The 17,716-nt window shown below is 64.3% G+C and carries 13 protein-coding genes; 5 read left to right on the top strand and 8 right to left on the bottom strand.

Going from position 1 to position 17,716, the window contains the following annotated elements; genetic code table 11:
* Window positions 1–87 precede the first annotated feature (87 nt).
* A complete protein-coding gene (locus AC1DTF_RS08330; protein WP_477473736.1) occupies window positions 88–1,848 on the bottom strand; it encodes an MOSC domain-containing protein in 1,761 nt (586 codons plus the stop codon).
* Window positions 1,849–2,041: 193 nt separating this feature from the next.
* On the opposite strand from AC1DTF_RS08330, the gene AC1DTF_RS08325 reads away from it, so the two are divergent.
* Window positions 2,042–3,499, top strand: coding sequence for a WS/DGAT/MGAT family O-acyltransferase (locus AC1DTF_RS08325; RefSeq protein ID WP_477473735.1), 1,458 nt, complete (start codon window positions 2,042–2,044; stop codon window positions 3,497–3,499).
* Window positions 3,496–4,368: a universal stress protein gene (locus AC1DTF_RS08320; RefSeq protein WP_477473734.1), complete on the top strand. Its 873-nt coding sequence runs from the start codon at window positions 3,496–3,498 to the stop codon at window positions 4,366–4,368. The genes AC1DTF_RS08325 and AC1DTF_RS08320 overlap by 4 nt, the downstream gene beginning before the upstream one ends.
* Window positions 4,369–4,455: 87 nt before the next feature.
* Here the strand turns inward: AC1DTF_RS08320 and AC1DTF_RS08315 are convergent, their stop codons facing one another.
* The 4 genes from AC1DTF_RS08315 to AC1DTF_RS08300 are packed head-to-tail and all read right to left on the bottom strand — an operon-like array spanning window position 4,456 to window position 10,232.
* Complete coding sequence (locus AC1DTF_RS08315) at window positions 4,456–5,343, bottom strand: universal stress protein (protein WP_477473733.1); 888 nt, start codon at window positions 5,341–5,343, stop codon at window positions 4,456–4,458.
* Window positions 5,336–7,654 carry a phosphoenolpyruvate synthase gene (gene ppsA, locus AC1DTF_RS08310; RefSeq protein ID WP_477473732.1) on the bottom strand — a complete coding sequence of 773 codons (2,319 nt, stop codon included), beginning with the start codon at window positions 7,652–7,654 and terminating at the stop codon, window positions 5,336–5,338. The genes AC1DTF_RS08315 and ppsA overlap by 8 nt, the downstream gene beginning before the upstream one ends.
* Window positions 7,651–8,697, bottom strand: a complete 1,047-nt coding sequence (locus AC1DTF_RS08305) for a zinc-dependent alcohol dehydrogenase family protein (RefSeq protein WP_477473731.1) — start codon at window positions 8,695–8,697, stop codon at window positions 7,651–7,653. The genes ppsA and AC1DTF_RS08305 overlap by 4 nt, the downstream gene beginning before the upstream one ends.
* 47 nt (window positions 8,698–8,744) lie before the next feature.
* Window positions 8,745–10,232, bottom strand: coding sequence for a bifunctional aminoglycoside phosphotransferase/ATP-binding protein (locus AC1DTF_RS08300; RefSeq protein ID WP_477473730.1), 1,488 nt, complete (start codon window positions 10,230–10,232; stop codon window positions 8,745–8,747).
* A 211-nt stretch (window positions 10,233–10,443) separates the two neighbouring features.
* On the opposite strand from AC1DTF_RS08300, the gene AC1DTF_RS08295 reads away from it, so the two are divergent.
* Genes AC1DTF_RS08295 through otsB form a run of 3 tightly spaced genes read left to right on the top strand, consistent with a single transcriptional unit; the run spans window position 10,444 to window position 15,988 of the window.
* Window positions 10,444–11,418: an Acg family FMN-binding oxidoreductase gene (locus AC1DTF_RS08295; RefSeq protein WP_477473729.1), complete on the top strand. Its 975-nt coding sequence runs from the start codon at window positions 10,444–10,446 to the stop codon at window positions 11,416–11,418.
* A gap of 14 nt (window positions 11,419–11,432) precedes the next feature.
* A complete protein-coding gene (locus AC1DTF_RS08290) occupies window positions 11,433–12,296 on the top strand; it encodes a universal stress protein (RefSeq protein ID WP_477473728.1) in 864 nt (287 codons plus the stop codon).
* Between the two features lie 53 nt (window positions 12,297–12,349).
* Window positions 12,350–15,988, top strand: coding sequence for a trehalose-phosphatase (gene otsB, locus AC1DTF_RS08285; RefSeq protein WP_477473727.1), 3,639 nt, complete (start codon window positions 12,350–12,352; stop codon window positions 15,986–15,988).
* 331 nt (window positions 15,989–16,319) lie between these two features.
* On the opposite strand, the gene AC1DTF_RS08280 is transcribed toward otsB, so the two are convergent.
* From AC1DTF_RS08280 to AC1DTF_RS08270, 3 genes are all read right to left on the bottom strand, one after another.
* A complete protein-coding gene (locus AC1DTF_RS08280; RefSeq protein ID WP_477473726.1) occupies window positions 16,320–16,886 on the bottom strand; it encodes a hypothetical protein in 567 nt (188 codons plus the stop codon).
* A gap of 12 nt (window positions 16,887–16,898) precedes the next feature.
* Window positions 16,899–17,177 carry a dsRBD fold-containing protein gene (locus AC1DTF_RS08275; RefSeq protein ID WP_477473759.1) on the bottom strand — a complete coding sequence of 93 codons (279 nt, stop codon included), beginning with the start codon at window positions 17,175–17,177 and terminating at the stop codon, window positions 16,899–16,901.
* Window positions 17,178–17,424: 247 nt separating this feature from the next.
* On the bottom strand, window positions 17,425–17,664 hold the full coding sequence (locus AC1DTF_RS08270) for a hypothetical protein (RefSeq protein ID WP_477473725.1): 240 nt from the start codon (window positions 17,662–17,664) through the stop codon (window positions 17,425–17,427).
* Between the last annotated feature and the right edge of the window lie 52 nt (window positions 17,665–17,716).

Genomic DNA, 17,716 nt, shown 5'->3' with positions numbered 1-17,716 from the left:
CTCTTCATTCCGGGTTCTGTGGTCACATCCACTATTGCCCCTTTTGCGGAGAATAACCATCTCGGCTCCGACGGTCGGGGCGACCCGTCACAGGTCGACCACGATGGCCCCGGAGGGCTGGGCGCAGCAGATCAAGATGTTCCCCTCGGCGGGCGGTTCCAGCGGCTCCGGGTCGTAGCGCACGGTTCCCGACAGCAGCGCCGTCTCGCAGTTGTGGCACACCCCGGTGCGGCAGGACCAGCGGGTCGGGACGTCGCACGTTTCGGCGAATTCGAGCAGGCTGGTGCTGGGCGGCCCCCAGGGTGCCGAGAGCCCGCTGCGCGCGAACTGCACCTCCGGTCCGGGTCCGGGCGACCCCGCAGGCGGGTGCGGGGCGATCGACGTCGCGGCGATTCCAGGGGTGAGGGCGGCGGCCGCACCGAACAGTTCGGAGTGCACCCGGGCGGAATCCAGTCCATAGGACTCCAGGGCATTGGTGAGGTCGTTCATGAATGCCGCAGGCCCGCACAGATAGGCGTCCGCGTCGCGCGGGAGATCCAGTCCCGCGATGGTTTCGCTGGTCAGCCGGCCCTGATCGGTGAAATCGATCCCCTGCCTATCGGCTGGTGCCGGACGGCTGTAGAAGATGCGGAAATGACTGCCGGGCAACTGTTTCAGCAGATCGCGGCTCTCCTCGGCGAACGGGTGCTCCTCTCCGTTGCGGGCCCCGTGCAGCCACCACAGCGGACGGCCCGAATGTGTCGCCGCAAGCCAGTGCAGCATCGAGAGCACCGGGGTGGCCCCCACCCCGGCGGAGATCAGGATCAGCGGTGCGGTTGCCTCGGCAAGGAAGAAGGTGCCTCGGGGTGCGGCGACGTCCAGGAGATCACCGCGCTGGACGTGGCTGTGGATGTTGCCGCTGGCCAAGCCGTGTGGTTCTCGTTTGACGCTGATCCGGTAGTCGGCCGCCCCCGGCTGGTTGGACAGTGAGTAGTTGCGGATCAGTGGCGCACCGTTGGGATCGGGGTAGAGCCGTAGTGTGATCGATTGTCCGGGAAGCCATTTCGGTAGCGGTGCGCCGTCGGGGTCGGTCAGCGAAACTGAGCGCACGTTCTGACTTTCGTCGTGCACGGCTTCGACCCGCAGTGGGCGGAATCCGGTCCACGCCGGTGGCGGGCTCGTCGCGCCGGTCAGCCCGACGTTGCCGGCGGGGCCCGTCGGCTTCTGACTCTGTTCCGCGAGGCTCTGCAGGGACGCCTGCCAGCCGGGGCTGAGTGCCGGGATGCGAAGTGCGCGTTGCAATGTGTCGCGGGGGTGCCCGGGCAGGTAGAGCAGCGCGTCGATCTCGGCGACCGACACCTGCTCGGGTCCAGAGCTGAGCTTGACGATTTCCTGACCGGCTTCGATTTCGCCTTCGGTGATCACCCGGCAGTAGAACCCGGGCCGGCCGTGCGAGACCAACAGTGCCGCCATTCGGGGTTCGCCGATGCGCATGCCGGCCCGGTAGCAGGTGACCCGCGGCTGGGTCACCTCGAAGACCGCCTCCCCGATGCGGTATCGGTCACCGATGCACACTTCGTCGTCGGGCAGCCCCTCGACGGTGAGGTTCTCCCCCAGCAGCCCGGGCACCAGGTCGTCGCGGCCGAACAGCTTCGCCCAGTGCCGGTAGGAGTCGAGTTGATAGACCAGGACGGCCCGGTTCTCCCCTCCGTGGCCACCGAGGTCACCTTGAGCGTCGCCGTCGATGTTGAGCCGGCGCACCATCCGCGGCCCGATCACCGGTTGTTTCCACGCGCCGGTGTAGACGGTGCGCTGATTCCACTCGACGTCCCTGGGCATGCCCACGTTCACCGAGGTCAGTGTGGCCACAGTGGCCTCCTCTTGTTGGCGTGCACGTCAGCGAGTGGAGTCGAATTCTTCCACGGTGAACCGCGTAGCGACGTGCTGTGCGAATTTCTGGCGGCGGACCTGCCGAGCAACGCCTGGAAAAGGGTCGCACGTCCCGCCAACAAGAGACCTCGGACTCTGACCCGACGCCGCTGCGGCGCCGACAGTCGTAGGGGTGGAACGCCTCTATACCTTCGATGCCGGTTTCCTGGACGCCGAAGACGCCGATCCCCATATCAGCCTGGCAGTCGGCGCTGTGTCCGTGCTGGAGGGGCCCGTGCCCGATCACGACCAACTCGTGGATGCAATCGGCAAACGAATCTCTGCCATTCCTCGACTCGGGCAGATCGTGCGCAGGCAGTCTCTCGACCTGCTCGCACCGGTGTGGGTTGACGATCCGAAAATGGATCTGGCACACCACATCCGCCGCGCTGCCCTGCCACACCCGGGCGACGACGCGGCCCTGTTCCGGTTCACCGCAGAAGCGATGGAGCCTCGCCTCGACCGTGAACGACCGCTCTGGCAATGCTGGATCATCGAGGGCCTGGCCGATGGGCGCTGGGCGATGTTGATGAAGGTGCATCACTGCATCGCCGACGGCATCGCGACCATGCACATGCTCGCCGGGCTCAGCGACGGCGGCGAAGGCGATACGTACGTCACCGCCATCCGCGCCGCCCACGCGGGCCATCCCGTCGGACGTTCAGTGCCGATAGCGACCCTCAACCCGTTGCAGTGGGCCCGCAGCGCGTGGGACACGGCTTTCGCATTGAGTGCCGGCGCGGCGTTGGCCGTGAGCGGCACGATTCAGATTGTCGACGGTTTGCTGCGTCCCGGGCCCAAGTCCACACTGAACGGTTCCGTGACCACAATGCGCCGCTACAGCGCTGTACAGGTGCCGCTGGCCGACGTTGCGGCTGTCGGCCAGGCATTCGACGTCACGCTCAACGATGTCGCGTTGTCCGCCATCACCGACAGTTTCCGGGCGGCATTGAAGCGTCGGGGCGAAAAACCACATCGCCGGACACTCCGCACCTTGGTACCCGTCTCCGTGCGATCCACCGATGCGATGGATCAGGTCGGCAACCGGGTTTCCGTCATGCTGCCCTACCTACCGGTGGACGAACCCGACCTGGTGGAACAACTGAACACCGTGCACCGGCGGATGGCCAGGGCCAAATCCGGCGGTCAGCGCCAGGCCGGCAGTTCTGTGGTGTCCGCGCTCAAGCTCGTGCCGTTTGCGTTCGCCTCGCGGGCAATCCGGATTCTGACCGCACTGCCTCAGCGCGGCGTCGTCACGTTGGCGACCAACGTGCCCGGACCGCAGCGCCATCTTCAGGTACTGGGCCGTGAAGTTGTGCGCATGCTTCCGGTTCCGCCGGTGGCGCTCCGACTGCGTGCTGCGGTGGCCATCCTGAGCTACGGCGAGGACCTGGTGTTCGGGATCACCACCGATTTCGATGCGTTTCCCGATGTCGACGAACTCGCCGGCGGCATCGGCAGGGCAATCGCCCACCTCAGCGCCGTCGCGCGGCACCCGCACCCGGGCCGGCCGGCGTTGGCGCTGCTCGAACCGGAAACGCCCGAGGACGGATCACAGCACTTTCGATCAGCGGCGAAAGGTAGACGATGAACCAGTCGCCCGAAGTCGAGAAAATTGTTGCCGGAGTGTCTGATTCACCGGCATCGCGAGCCGCCGTCGAATGGGCTGCCAGGGAAGCCGAACTGCGTCACGTTCCGTTGGTTCTGCTCCATGCGAACACGCTACCGATCGGAGCATGGCCCGTCGCACCGGTGCCCGTCGGGTACCTGGACTGGCAGATGAAGGTCGGGCGAGAACTCCTCGATGACACCCGTCGGTTTGTGGAGAAGGCCACCGATGGCGCCGTCTCGGTGACCTCCGAACTGATCGTGGCGACTCCGACAGCGGCGCTGGTGGATGCCTCGCGGACGGCAGGGATGGTTGTCGTGGGATCACGAGGCAAGGGTGCACTTTCACGATTGGTGATGGGCAGCGTCAGCGCCGGAGTTCTGCACCGCGCACAGTGCCCGGTCGTCGTGGTTCAAGCAGATGCTCCTGCACCTGCTTCCGACGCACCGGTGTTGCTCGGCTTCGACGGGTCACCCTCGTCGCAGTCTGCCATCGCGCTGGCTTTCGACGAGGCATCCCGGCGCCGGGTGGGATTGGTCGCGATGCATGCATGGTGGTCCCCGGGGGCTTTCGAGATGCCCGGCTTCGACTGGGAAACACTGCGTCCAGAGGTGAACCGGCAGATCCGGGAAATGCTCACCGCGTGGCAGCATCACTTCCCAGATGTGCCGGTGGAACGTGTCGTGGTCGCCGATCGCCCCGCCGAACGACTCGTCGAGCGTTCGCGCTCCTGCCAATTGGTCGTGGTGGGCAATCATGGATACGGTGCCGTGTCAGGTGCGCTACTCGGATCAGTCAGCAGCGCAGTGGTCCAGGCCTCCACCGTGCCGGTCTTGGTCGCCCGTCCTTGAGGATGCCCGCCGTCGGAGACGGTGGCTGGACCACGGGCTGAACACAGCCGTCAGCGCTCGCGGTGCCGGCCGATGGCGACGAAACTGTCACTCCGCGTGCGCCTTCGCCGGACATACCGCCACAGGCACGGGCGAATGGTGCAGCATGTTCAGACTCGTCGAACCGAGCACGGTGGCAGTGAGCGGCCCGCGGCCACGGCTGCCGACAATCACCATCTGGGCATCATCGAGCTGTTGGAGCAGAGCGCGGCGCGGCCTCGCGGCATCGACGAGGACGGTTACCGCGACATCCGGGTGCGACCGGCGGTACGGCTCGACGGCACGATTCAGAGCATTCACCTGCTCCAGCTCGATGGATGCCCAGTCGATCAAGAACGGGATCGAGACTTCACCGGCGGGCACCCGCATCGACCATGCGTGAACCGCCTGCACAGGGGCTCCGAGCGCGGCAGCCAGGTCGAAGGCCAGCCCCAGGGCGGCGTCGCTGGATCCGTCCACTCCCACCACGATGGGTTGCGTGGTCGGCCTGAGTAGCTCGCCGCGCCAGGCGATGACAGGACAATCCGTATGGCCACAGAGATCGAGTGTGAGCGATCCGACGAGCAGCGCCATAGCGGGTGTCAATTCATCGCAACCCAGTACCAGCAGTCGCGCGTGCCGGCCGAGCGTCTTGAACGCCGCGTCGGCCGGGTCATCCAGTGCAAGCGTGCTGACAAACACGCTGGGATGGGCGTTTCGGACGGCGTCGGCCGCAGTCTTGAGGATCACCGGGGTCGCCTCACGTTGGGCGCTCACACTTGCCGCGGCGACCGCGGCCATGCTGTCGCTGAACTGATAGCCGATATGGTGCATCGCGTGCACGATCTGCAGCGGTGCGCCCAGTTGATCTGCGAGCGCGCCCGCCCAGCGGGCGGCATGTAGTGCGGCGATGGTGCCGTCCACGCCCACAATGATCGGCGCTGTGGTGTCACTCATGGTGCGACGGTCCTTTCTTGATGATCGACGGACGGTTGACGGATTCGAGCAGCACCCGCTGCTCGGCGGCGGCCACCACGCGGCGTGTGGTCACCGCGGCGTCGGGATTCACCGAGATCGACGAGATGCCCATGCGGACAAGCTGTTCGGCGAAAGCCGGATCAGCCGATGGTGCCTGACCACACAGCGAAGCCGGCACTTTGTGCCTGCGCGCGGTGGCAATGATGGTCCCGATTGCATCCAGGACGGCGGCATCGGACTCATCGAACACCTCGGCGCAGATCTCGGAATCACGGTCCACACCAAGCATCAGCTGGGTGAGGTCATTGCTACCGATCGAGACCCCGTCGATACCCATCGCGATGTACGTCGGCAGCCAATGCACCACCGACGGCACCTCGGCCATGACCCAGCGGTGCAAGCCGCGCTGCCTGCCGAGTCGGCTGGCATCCACGAGTTCCAGGCATTCTTCGAGTTCCCAGCGGGTACGCACGAACGGGATCATCAGGTGCACGTTCGGATACTGGTCGCGTACTTCGGCCAGCGCCGCCAGTTCCAGGGCGAAAAGGTCGGGGTCCTTGATGTACCGGTAGCACCCCCGGAATCCGATCATCGGATTGTGTTCGACCGGCTCGTAGTCGTGTCCGCCCACGAGATCGCGAAACTCATTGCTGCGGAAGTCGGTCGCCCGGTAGATGACCGGTCGCGGATTGAAGGCCGCGGCGATGCGACTGACGGAGGCCACCATCGCAGTGACGACGCTGCGCTGTTCGCCGCGTCCGATCAGAGCGCGTGGATGTTGCCCGCCCAACGCATCGGTGAGCATGAGTTCGGCACGTAGCAGCCCCACACCATCGACGTCGGTGGCGGCCACCGCCTCGGCCTTGTGCGGTAGCGCCATGTTCACATAGACCCGGGTCGCGGTGATCGGGGCCGCAGATCGCTCTGTGACGGCCACCGGTGCTGCCTTCGCTGGTACCGATACCGCTGCGGTGCTGATCTGACCATGCGTACCATCCACGGTGACAAGGGAATTCGGCGGCAGAATGGTGGTGGCCGACCGAGCACCCACCACGCAGGGCACCCCGAGTTCGCGGGCCACGATCGCGGCGTGGCACGTCATGCCACCACTCTCGGTGACCAGTGCACCCGCTCTGCGGATCGTCGGCAGCCAATCCGGGTTCGTCATCGGTGCCACCAGGATCTCACCGTCGCGCAGCTGGCCTCCCTCGTGCGGGTCCTGGAGGATTCGCACCCGGCCTGTCGCGGTGCCGGGCGCAGCCGCCAGACCGCGCAGCAGCACTTCGGGTGCCACCGTGTCGGTGCCGGGTCCCGGTGCCATCGCGCTCAGAGTGGTGATCGGCCTGGCCTGCACCAGCCAACACCGTCCGCCCTCGATGGCCCACTCGATGTCCTGAGGTGCTGCGTAGTGACGCTCGACCTTCAACGCCAGTTCGGTCAGGGCAGCAAGATCCACGTCGGACAGCACCCGCTCGGTGGCCTGCGCGGATTCAAGTTCGACGATCGCGTCGCGTCCGTCGGCACCGCGAACAATCTTGAACGGTTTGATCCCGATGTTGACGTCGATCACTCGCCGGGACACCTTGTCTATGACATAGGTATCCGGTTGGACCTTGCCGGACACCACCACCTCCCCCTGCCCGTATGCGGCTTCGACCACGATGTGACTACGGTCGCCGGTACTGGGATCGGCGGTGAACGCGACGCCTGCGCGGTCCGCGGCGATCATCAGCTGAACGACCACAGCCATTTCTGGATCACCGGTGAAGCCGCGGCCGGCCCGATAGGTGAGAACCCGCGGCGTGAACAATGAGGCCCAGCATGCCACCACGGCGTCCAAGACTCCCGCTTCGTCGGTGATGTTGGTGATGGTGCGGTTCATGCCCGCGAACGACGCGTCGGCGCCGTCTTCTCCTGCTGCGGACGATCGCACGGCCACCACCGGACTCGCGCCGAGTGCACGGTAGGCCGTGGGCACTTCGGTCCGCAGGTCCTCGGTCAACCCCGCGGATAGCACCAGGTGTCGCATGCGCTTGCAGAGTTCGTCGAGACGCGCGGTGTCCTCGACGTGTTCGAGCGCTTCGCGATGCAGAGCAGCGAGATCGGTGTCGACGCCGCCGCACCGCATCGAAGCGCGGTAGGCGTCACAGGACAGCACGAAGCCTGGAGGCACCGGCAACCCGGCCGCGATGAGCTCACCCAAATTCGCGCCCTTCCCGCCCACGCTGTCGGCGTCAGACACCCGGATGTCAGCAAGGCTGCGCAGCACCGGCGTTGCGATACTCGTCATTTCGGCACCGTCAGCAAGACCTTCAATGCTCCTGTCTCGGCCGGCCGGCTGAAGACCTCGTAGGCGGCTTCGAAGTCATCGAAGCTGAAGCGATGAGTGATCATCGCTGCGGTGTCCAGACGACCGCCTGCGATCAGATCGACCAACGTCGGCGTGGAATACGTGTCGACGAGCCCGGTGGTGATGGTGAGATTTTTGATCCAGATGTCTTCCAGATGCAGTGTCGCCGGCGCGCCGTGCACCCCGATATTGGCGACATGACCTCCGGCGCGGACAAGCCGAACGGCATCTTCGAAGGTGCCCGGTGTGCCTACGGCCTCCATGACGCAGTCAGCGCCGAGGCCGCCCGTCAACCGGTCGATCACCACGCGCGTCGACTCCGTGTCCGGATTGACCACCACATCGGCACCGAATTTGCGCGCCGCCTCCAGCCGAGAATCGGCCACGTCGATGGAGACGATTGTTCTCGGGCTGTGCAACCGGGCGGTGAGTATGGCAGCCAGACCGATTGGTCCGGCGCCGACGATGGCCACCACGTCGCCTGGTCGGACTGCGCCGTTGAGCACGCCCACCTCGTAGGATGTGGGCAGGATGTCGGCCAGCATGAGCATCTGTTCATCACTGACACCGTCGGGCACCTTGTGTGTCGAGGTGTCGGCAAACGGAACGCGCACGTACTCCGCCTGCGTCCCGTCGATGAGGTGCCCGAGAATCCACCCGCCGCCACCCAGGCACTGGCCGTAATGGGCTTCGCGGCAGTAGCGGCATCTGCCGCATGAACTGATACAGGACACCAGCACGCGGTCCCCGATCCCGAGCGTCTCCACTGCCGCTCCGACAGAGACCACGGTGCCGACCGCCTCGTGACCGAGGACTCGACCCGGGGTCACCTCGGGCACATCACCTTTCAGGATGTGCAGGTCGGTCCCGCAGATGGTGACCGCGTCGACACGGACGATGATGTCACCGGGATGTTGGAGCTGCGGATCGGGTACCTCGTGCCATGATCGCCGTCCAGGTCCTTGATACACGAGAGCTTTCACAGCACTTCCCTTTCTGTCGCAGTTGTCGCAGTAGGCCGGCGGCACGTTCACATTCCTGTGCAACAGATCTGCCGCGCTTCGTCAGTGATTTCGTGCGCTGGGCGACTGGTGTCCACGCGATGGGCGCCGACCCAGTCATCGAGGTCCGGTGTGAGGGGCGCGGCCATTTGCGCAGTCGCATCAGAAGACGAGTCCGTCCGGGTTGCGATGCGCGCCTTGGCTTTGTCCAATGTCGTCTCGCAAACAAATTCGATGACCGGCACGGAAAGGTCATCAGCGACCGCATGCGCCGAACGGCGGTGCCGGACATCTCTCCACGTTCCGTCCAGGATGACGGTCTGCCCGCCGGCCAGCAGCCGCTGCGCTCTCCGGCAGACCTCGTCATAGACAACGTCCACGTTCTCGGGGGCGTACAGCCCGGCCCGTAGAGTGCCGGCAGAACCACGGATCCGACCGGACTCCAGCAACTCCCGCCGGATGTCGTCGGTCGACAGCACCTGCGCCCCGATGTCGGCGGCCAACGAGCGCGACAACGTTGATTTGCCGGTACCGGGGCCGCCTCCGACGATGATCAGCTGAACCGTCCCCATCCTGAGATGTTCGAGCGCGATCGAGAGGTGTGCGCGGGCATCGTGGCGAGCATCGGCGCGCCCCTGTGCCACCCGGATGCAGTCGACCTTGGCACGCACCACAGCGCGGTAGGCGATGTAGAAGTCGATGAGCGCCGGCGGCGCGTGGTCATCGGAGAGCCGGCAGTACTGACTCAGAAAATATGCTCCAAGGTCCCTTCGGCCCAGGAACTCCAGGTCCATCGCGAGAAACGCCGCATCATCGACACCATCGACGTAGCGCAGGTGATCATCGAACTCCAGGCAGTCCAGAAGCACGGGACCCTCGGGTAGGCAGTAGATGTCGGCGGCCAACAGGTCACCATGACCGTCGACGATCCGGCGTTCCCCGATGCGCTGCTCGAAGAGAGCCCTTCTACTTGAGATGAATTCGGCGAACCGCCGCTCGAGTTCGACCACGCCGTCGATTGGGAGGACTTCGGGCGCATAGCTGTGCAGTTCGACCAGATTCTCCCGCCAGCGGGCGGTGACGGCGTGCACCGTCGCACACGTATCGACGAGGTGATTGCGATCGGCCTTCCGGTGGAACAGGGCCAGTAAGGAGGCAATCTGCTCCAGCTCGGCTCCGACGGACATGCCCTGGGAAACCAACGTTGCCAGGCACAGCGAGTCGGGGTGGCGGCGCATCACGATGATCGGTTCACCAGGACCGTCCGCCAACCCGACCATATGAGCGACCCCGAGATAGCTCGCCGGCGCCAGCCGTCGATTGAGGCTCACCTCGCGCTGGCAGACGCTTTCCCGGGCTTCGATAGAGCTGAAGTCCAGAAAGTCGGTGACCACAGGCTTCTTGACCTTGTAAGCGCGTTCACCGACGAGTACGACGAGACCGGTATGGGTTTCGCGGATTTCGGCAGGACAGGTCGCCTCGATGGGCTCCACGGTCCGATCGGGCACTGCATTCATATTCACAATCGTGCTTCCCGGCAGATGAGGCAAGAAGCGGCCGAGCGGCCCCGCCCGAGTAGCAATGGTCCTCGTTCTCAGGGGCACAAAGGCCTCTGGACGCAGCTGAGTGCACAAGGGAGCCGCACCTGGGGACTTATGGCCCTAACCCGTTGCGTCCGATTGAGCAAAGGTCGACTCGAGAAACATGTCTTCGCCGAGAGGAACCCCTATGCCTCGGTCCACCATGTGGCCGCATCCTCTTCACGAGACGCTCCAGCTGGCGTGCCGGGCCCCGTCGTTTCACAACAGCCAACCGTGGCAGTGGGTGCTCGGGGATGACACCCTCGAACTCCATTTGGATCCACACCGGCTCGTCGCATCCGATTCCTCGGGCCGGCAGGCCTTGCTCAGTTGTGGGGCGGTTCTCGATCACCTCCGGGTGGCGTCAGCTGCCGCAGGATGGACGGTCGAGGTAGACCGCTACCCCAACCCCAACAATCGCAAGCACCTTGCGACGATCACCTTCAGCCCGATGACGTATGTCACCGAGGGCCACCGGCGGCGCGCCGAAGCCATTCGGCGGCGCAGGACGGATCGTCTTCCCTTCGCCGCGCCGGCGGATTGGGACTCCTTCGAGCCGCTGTTGCGTCGAACCGTCGGTGAGGCAGTCCTGATCGACGTTCTCGGCGCGGATGCCCGTCCCGCGCTCTGCGAAGCGGCCGCACTCAGTGAGTCTGCGCGACTCTATGATTCCGAGTACCACGCGGAGTTGCACTGGTGGACCTCATCTCCCGAACCGACGGCGGGGATTCCACACAGCGCGTTGGTGTCAGCAACAGAAAGCGAACGCGTAGGGATGGGGCGCCGATTCCCGGTCACGCATCACCGCGAGCAGCGCGCCACGATTCCCCAGGACGAGGCACTCGTCGTCGTGCTGTCGACCTACGATGACACCCGTTTGGACGTGCTCGGTTGCGGCGAAGCCCTTTCGGCAGCGCTGTTGTCGGCGACCGTGTCCGATCTCGCCTCATGCACGCTGAGCCACCTGACGGAAGTACCGGCCAGCTGTGAAGTCATCCAGAACTTGACCGGCCGCGGACTGCCACAGTTGTTGATCAGAATGGGTCGCGCTCCGGCCGACGAGCAGACACCGGCCCCGACCCCCCGCAGAGCACTCTCCGACGTCATGACCGTCCACGGCTGAGGCGTTGAAAAGAGATGAGTGTTGCGCGCACCGATGATTCTCAGCCGGTGGTTGTCGTAGGTGTAGACGGTTCAACGGCAGGGATATCGGCCGCCCGATGGGCAGCCCGCGAGGCCGCGCTACGTCACGCACCGCTTCGGCTGACCTACGTCATGGACGCAGGCGACAACCAGAGTGCCGCGAACAAGGCTCTTTCTGCCGCCGAAGCGGCTGTCCGAACTAGCGAGCGCGCTGTCAATGGACCTCAAACGCCAATAGCCATCGAAGTAAACATCCAGCGCGGCGAACCAGTCGCATGGCTCATCAACGCCTCCAGATACGCGGCCTTGGTGTGCGTCGGCGCTGGCGGCGTGGAGCACTCAGCGGACCTTCACATCGGCGCTGGCGTAGTCAGATTGGCCACGATGGCCCAGTGTCCGGTCGCAGTCATCCGTCCGGGCTCCGGTACCGCGCCACTTGCGAATATCGTAGTCATCGAGATCAGTGAAACTGATTGTTGTGCAGCTGTTATCGAACTTGGCATAGCTGAAGCACGGCTGCGTGGCGCCCCATTGCAGATCGTGTCGACGTGGCGGCCGCGATTCACCGATGTCCAAAATCCTCACGGACGCACCGAGGGCAACCGTCGCACCCGCATAGAGATGGAACGCCGATTGAACTGGTTGCGCGACAGCCACCCTGACCTTCTCATCAAAATTTCTGCTGAGCGCGGAACTACTGCAAACTACCTGCACAGACGTGCCGCGTCGATCGAACTGCTGATCGTGGCCCGTGCACGAACGGATGAGGCGTCGGGCGATCTCAGGTCACCGGTGCACGAAGCGCTGGTGAACACAGACTGCTCGGTGTTGATCTGCCCGGCGAGGTGCGCCGGATGATCACTGGCAGGGCACCTCGCGTAGCTCGCACTCAGGGATGGCGGCACTGATCGGTGGGCGCAGACAACACGCAGGAGGCCGTACCCGATGTCACTCGGGTCACCATCGACCCCAGATACCACGATGGAGTTCTTCTCAGCCTTGCGCGCCCGGGCAAAGGCGCGACCGAGACAACACCGGCCGGCGCACATGTCGACACGTTGGTGCGTCGGCTCCGTGACACCGGGATCGTCACCGAAATCATTCCGGCAGAATCGGAGCCGACGTGCGGCTCTCGCTCGGCGCAGCTCGCGTCGGCGGTCCGACGGCTGGGAGTCCGCGCTCATCGCAGTGTCGTCGTCGAGTGCACGGCCGCGGGGATAGCTGCCGCCCGCGCCCTTGGTTTGGGACTGATCATCGGTGTCACACAAGGTGGGAATAGCGCCCAGTTGCTGGCCGCAGGCGCCGACGACGTGATCGATGATCCACTCGTCATCGACCTGCGGACGGATTATCGCCGCATATCCGCGCTGCCTTCCGCGTTATCGAGCTTCGAACACATACACTCCGTGACCGCTGACCGTACTGCGTTGATATTTCTGGATTTTGACGGCACGCTGTCGGATATCACCAACACCCCGGCTGCCGCCACTTTGGTACCCGCTGCCGCGGAAGCTTTGCGCGCATTGCACGCAGCCTGCCCCGTCGCGATCATCAGCGGCCGCAGGGTGTCCGACGTGCACGCCAAGGTGGGCATTCGAGGGCTGTGGTATGCCGGTTCCCATGGCGCCGAAATCACGGACCCCGACGGCCGCCTCCACCAGCATGTCATCGCCGACGAATCACTCCGTGCGCTGCAGAGGGCAATCGACGAACTCGGGCCTGCTCTCACCACCATCCCGGGCGTGTACATCGAGAACAAGCGGTTGTGCATTGCCGTGCACTATCGCAATACGGCGGCCTCGCGGATTGGCGATGTGACTGCATCGGTCCAGGCGGCCGGTCGCCGACATGGACTCCGCATCACCCACGGCCGCCGGGTAATTGAACTCCGGCCAGTCACCGGTTTCGGCAAAGGCGATGCAATGCGTTGGATCGCCCGACAGATCGATGCACCGCGAGCACCCGCGCCGATCTACATCGGCGACGATCTCACTGACGAGGACTGCTTTGAAGCGGTCCGGCTCAATGGGATCGGTATCCTCGTGCGGTCTGACGAAACTGGAGACCGCGCCACCGCGGCACATTTTTCGCTCCAGTCACCACACGAGGTAACACAGCTGCTGTCCCGATTCGCATCGGGGTTGTCTCACCGAACACTCCCCGATCGCGATACATGGAGCATTGTGTTCGAGGGCTACCAGGCCGCATCCGAACGCCTGCGCGAGGTGTTGTGCGCGACCGGAAACGGCACCCTGGTGACCCGCGCCGCGGCACCGGAGTCCGATCGCGGCTCCGATCACTATCCGGGCACCTACGCCGCGGGCGTCTACAACCGCGTGACCGATGTCATCGACGGTGTGACGATCAGTAATGAGAGCATTGTCAACCTGCCCAACTGGTTACCATTGACTTTCCGACTCGGAGATGGCGCGTGGTTCGACATCGATGACTGCCATGTGCTCTCCTACCGGCAGACGATGCAGATTCGGCACGCAGAGTGCCTGCGTGAGGTGGTGTTCGAAGATTCGGCCGGGCGCCGGACGTCACTAACCCAGCGGCGGTTCGCATCCATGCACAACCCGCATGTCTGCGCCCTGACGACGACCATCGTTGCCGAGAACTGGTCAGGATCAATCGAAATCCGGTCCATGACCGACGCCGGTGTCGTGAACTCTGGCGTGACGCGCTACGGCGCGCTCTCGGGCCGCCACCTCGGCACGGTTTCGATGACAGACCTGTCCGGTGGCTCCGTACTGGTCGACGCCACTACCGAGCAATCCCGAGTCACCCTTGCCGTGGCGACCCGCACCTCCATGTGGCAGGGCGATCGTCGTGTCGACACGAATGCCCGGTACCTCAATGACTCCTTCTGTGCAGTATACGAATTCACCTGTGACATCGAACGCGGTGAAAGGCTCACCGTAGAAAAAACCGCCGTGATCTTCTCTGGTCACGACAAGGCCATATCCGTGCCGCACGATGCCGCGCTGAAGCTCCTGCCCGAGCTGGGCCGGTGCGATGAGTTGCTTGATGCTCATCGCACAAGCTGGCGGCAGTTGTGGCAGAAGTTCGATTTCGAATTACCGTTCCCGGCTGAATCGGTCCGAATTCTGCGCTTGCACATGATGCACCTTTTACAGACCATTTCCCCGCACAGCAGCGACCTCGACGTGGGCGTACCCGCTCGGGGGCTGCACGGTGAGGCGTACCGCGGCCACATATTCTGGGATGAGCTCTTCGTCATACCCCTGCTGGCGTTCCGACTTCCCCACGTGTCGCGTTCTCTGCTCGGATATCGCAGCAGACGTTTATCTCAGGCCCGGCGGGCGGCGGCAGCCCGCGGGTATGCGGGGGCGATGTATCCCTGGCAGTCCGGAAGTGACGGAGGAGAGGAGAGTCAGACGCTGCACCTCAATCCACTGTCCGGCCGCTGGAACCCCGACAGCAGTCACCTGGCGCACCACATCGGCTCGGCGGTTGYCTATAACGTATGGCAGTACTACCAGATCACAGGTGACCTGCAGTACCTGATCGAGCACGGCGCCGAGGTCATCGTCGAGGTTGCCCGATTCTGGGTCAGCCGCTCCCAGCTGGACACCGTGCGACGTAGGTATGTCGTCAACGGAGTGATCGGACCTGACGAGTTTCATTCGGGTTATCCGCACAGACCGCACGGGGGCGTCGACAACAACGCCTATACCAATCTCATGGCGGTGTGGGTGATCCTCCGCGCCTTCGATGTCCTCGATGCCTTACCGCTGCCCGACAGACTGGATCTGCTGGACCGCCTCAAGGTCGCCAGTGACGAGTTGGCGCAATGGGAAGCGGCGAGCAGGAACATGTTCGTTCCCTTCCACGACGGGGTGATCAGCCAATTCGAGGGGTACGAGCGGTTACAGGAACTCGATTGGGCCGGGTACCGGGAACGCTACGCAGACATCGGTCGTCTCGACCGGATTCTCGAGGCTGAGGGAAACGACGTAAACCGATACAAGGCATCCAAACAAGCCGACGTACTCATGCTGTTCTACCTCTTTTCAGCCGACGAACTACGAGAAATCTTTGCGCGATTGGGTTATAGCTTTCGCGCTCAACAGATTCCGCAGACCATCGACTACTACCTCGGCCGCACCTCGCACGGATCCACCTTGAGTGCTGTCGTCCACTCATGGGTGTCCRCGCGAGGCAACCGGGACCGCGCGATGCACTACTTCCACCGGGTACTCCAGTCCGATGTCACCGATATCCAGGGCGGCACCACTGCAGAGGGCATTCATCTGGCTGCCATGGCCGGCAGTATCGACTTGATCCAACGGTGCTTCACGGGACTGGAGGCGCGCGGAAATCGTTTGATACTCGGTCCAATGTGGCCCGAGGACTCAGGGCGACTCACGTCCTCATTATGGTATCGGGGCCATCGCCTGCGCCTCACGATCAGCGGACGCAGCGCGCAGATCACGGCCGACCCGACCGGTGCACCCCCTATCGAGATCGAATGCCGCGGGCGCGTCCAGCCTCTGGTCTCTGGTGGGACCCTTCACATTGAATGAGTCGCACTACCCTCGCGTACTGCAGCATCCGCCGACGTGCGGTCACCAACCGCCGCGCCCAGTGGGGCGACCCCGCTGCGTCATGTTGACGCGAGTGACGAACCGTCCATCTTGCCGGCAATCTCACGCAGCTTCCGCCGCGGAGTAGCCGGTAACGGATCAGCTCCGACGGGCGACCAGCCCATGCGTACCAACGCTCATGAGCGTGACGACCTGAGGAGAGACAGCCCGTGAACTGAAGGGCATCTGAGCTGTGTCGGCCCGAGGACATCCATCTCCGGAGCCGGAGGGAGCGGTATCGCGGCCGCGCCAGATGCGCGTTCGCCGCCGCTCACTGACCGGTCGGCCCTGTAGCGGGTCCCGCCAGGTACTCGGTGGCAGTCGCCATCGCCGACTTGACCTGTCGGCCGGACTGTTCGAGGTTGGACACGAACTCGGCATCGTAATTGTTCGGTGTCTTTTCGACCACCGACAAGCACATGTGTGCGGCAGAGTGCGCATCCGCCGCCGCAGCACTGAGCTCTGCACCGAGATCTCGTTCGGGGGCCGGCAGGTGCGAGGGCACTTGCACTGCGGCCACGTCGTGCATCACCTGGCAGGCCGACGACAGTCCGACTGGATCCATGCGGCGCAAGGCCCTTTGTGCCTCATCGAGAACAGCTTGCAGCGCCAGGATGTCCGGATAGGCGTCGTGCCACCACACGGCGAATGCGGCGCGCCGACCATGATCGATGTCCTGGACGCCACTGGACTCGGGCGACCTGTCGGACACGAGGATGACCGACACGACCAGGAGGGTGAAGGTCGCGATGAGAACCGACACTGCGGCAAACGCCCCGGACCGTCGTCGCCGCGGCTGCGGTGATACCTCGCCGGGGCCGTTGCGTGATTGCGACATCACGTTCATGATTCAGTCCAACACCGATACATGTTCGTGCGTCACGGCCTGGATGTCACCGGTCGTGACCTTGAGCAGCTGAGCGGCAAGGTCGGCCAATGCCCGGGCGACCGCAAGCTCGTCACCGATCTCCGGCACATCATGATCACTCGGATTGCGCCGTGCCACACCCACGCCGGTCAGATTGCGCACATCCCCCACCATCCATGCGGTAGCGCGGGTGTGATCGTCGTGCTCATCGACCGAAACCCCGACAGACCAATCTTTGCCTTTCCCGGCCGTACCATTCATCGTCGCGCTCCTCACCCTGGTAGTCGTAACCGAACGCTATCCAAGACACCCGGCCGCCAACTAGGGCCGAAAGTCGTTGACACAGGCGAATGTTCGCGATCGTTCGTCGTCAATGGGACTCGCAGAAGATGCCTGCAGCGTGGGCGTCCGTGAGATCTCCAGGTTCCGCTAGCGGTGCTCAATGCGCCGATGGGTATACAGCGTTGCGGGCGAGCCCGGCCGAGGGGCCGGGGCCCGCCCCAAGCCACTACGCCTGGTCACCGTCCGAGCGACTCAATGCGCGGTCCGCACTTCGGATCAGCTTCGTGTTGAATTGATGCTGGGCGTTGGACAGACCTTCAGCCAGGTCGATCGCCGCGTCGATGATCTTCGCCCGCAACGGCTGAACCGCTTCCGGTATCGCCTCATCCACTGCCCGGGTGAACTTCCGCAGCGCTTCGCCTGCTGCATGTTGGCCCGCTCGTGCGGAATCACGCACATCGTCCATCAGTTCAGCAGAGTGCTGTGCCGGCGCCGTCGATTCCTTGGTATGTGCCATG

Source organism: Mycobacterium sp. P4_H6, from assembly GCF_056400845.1.
This window is presented reverse-complemented; position numbering and strand designations above follow the sequence as displayed.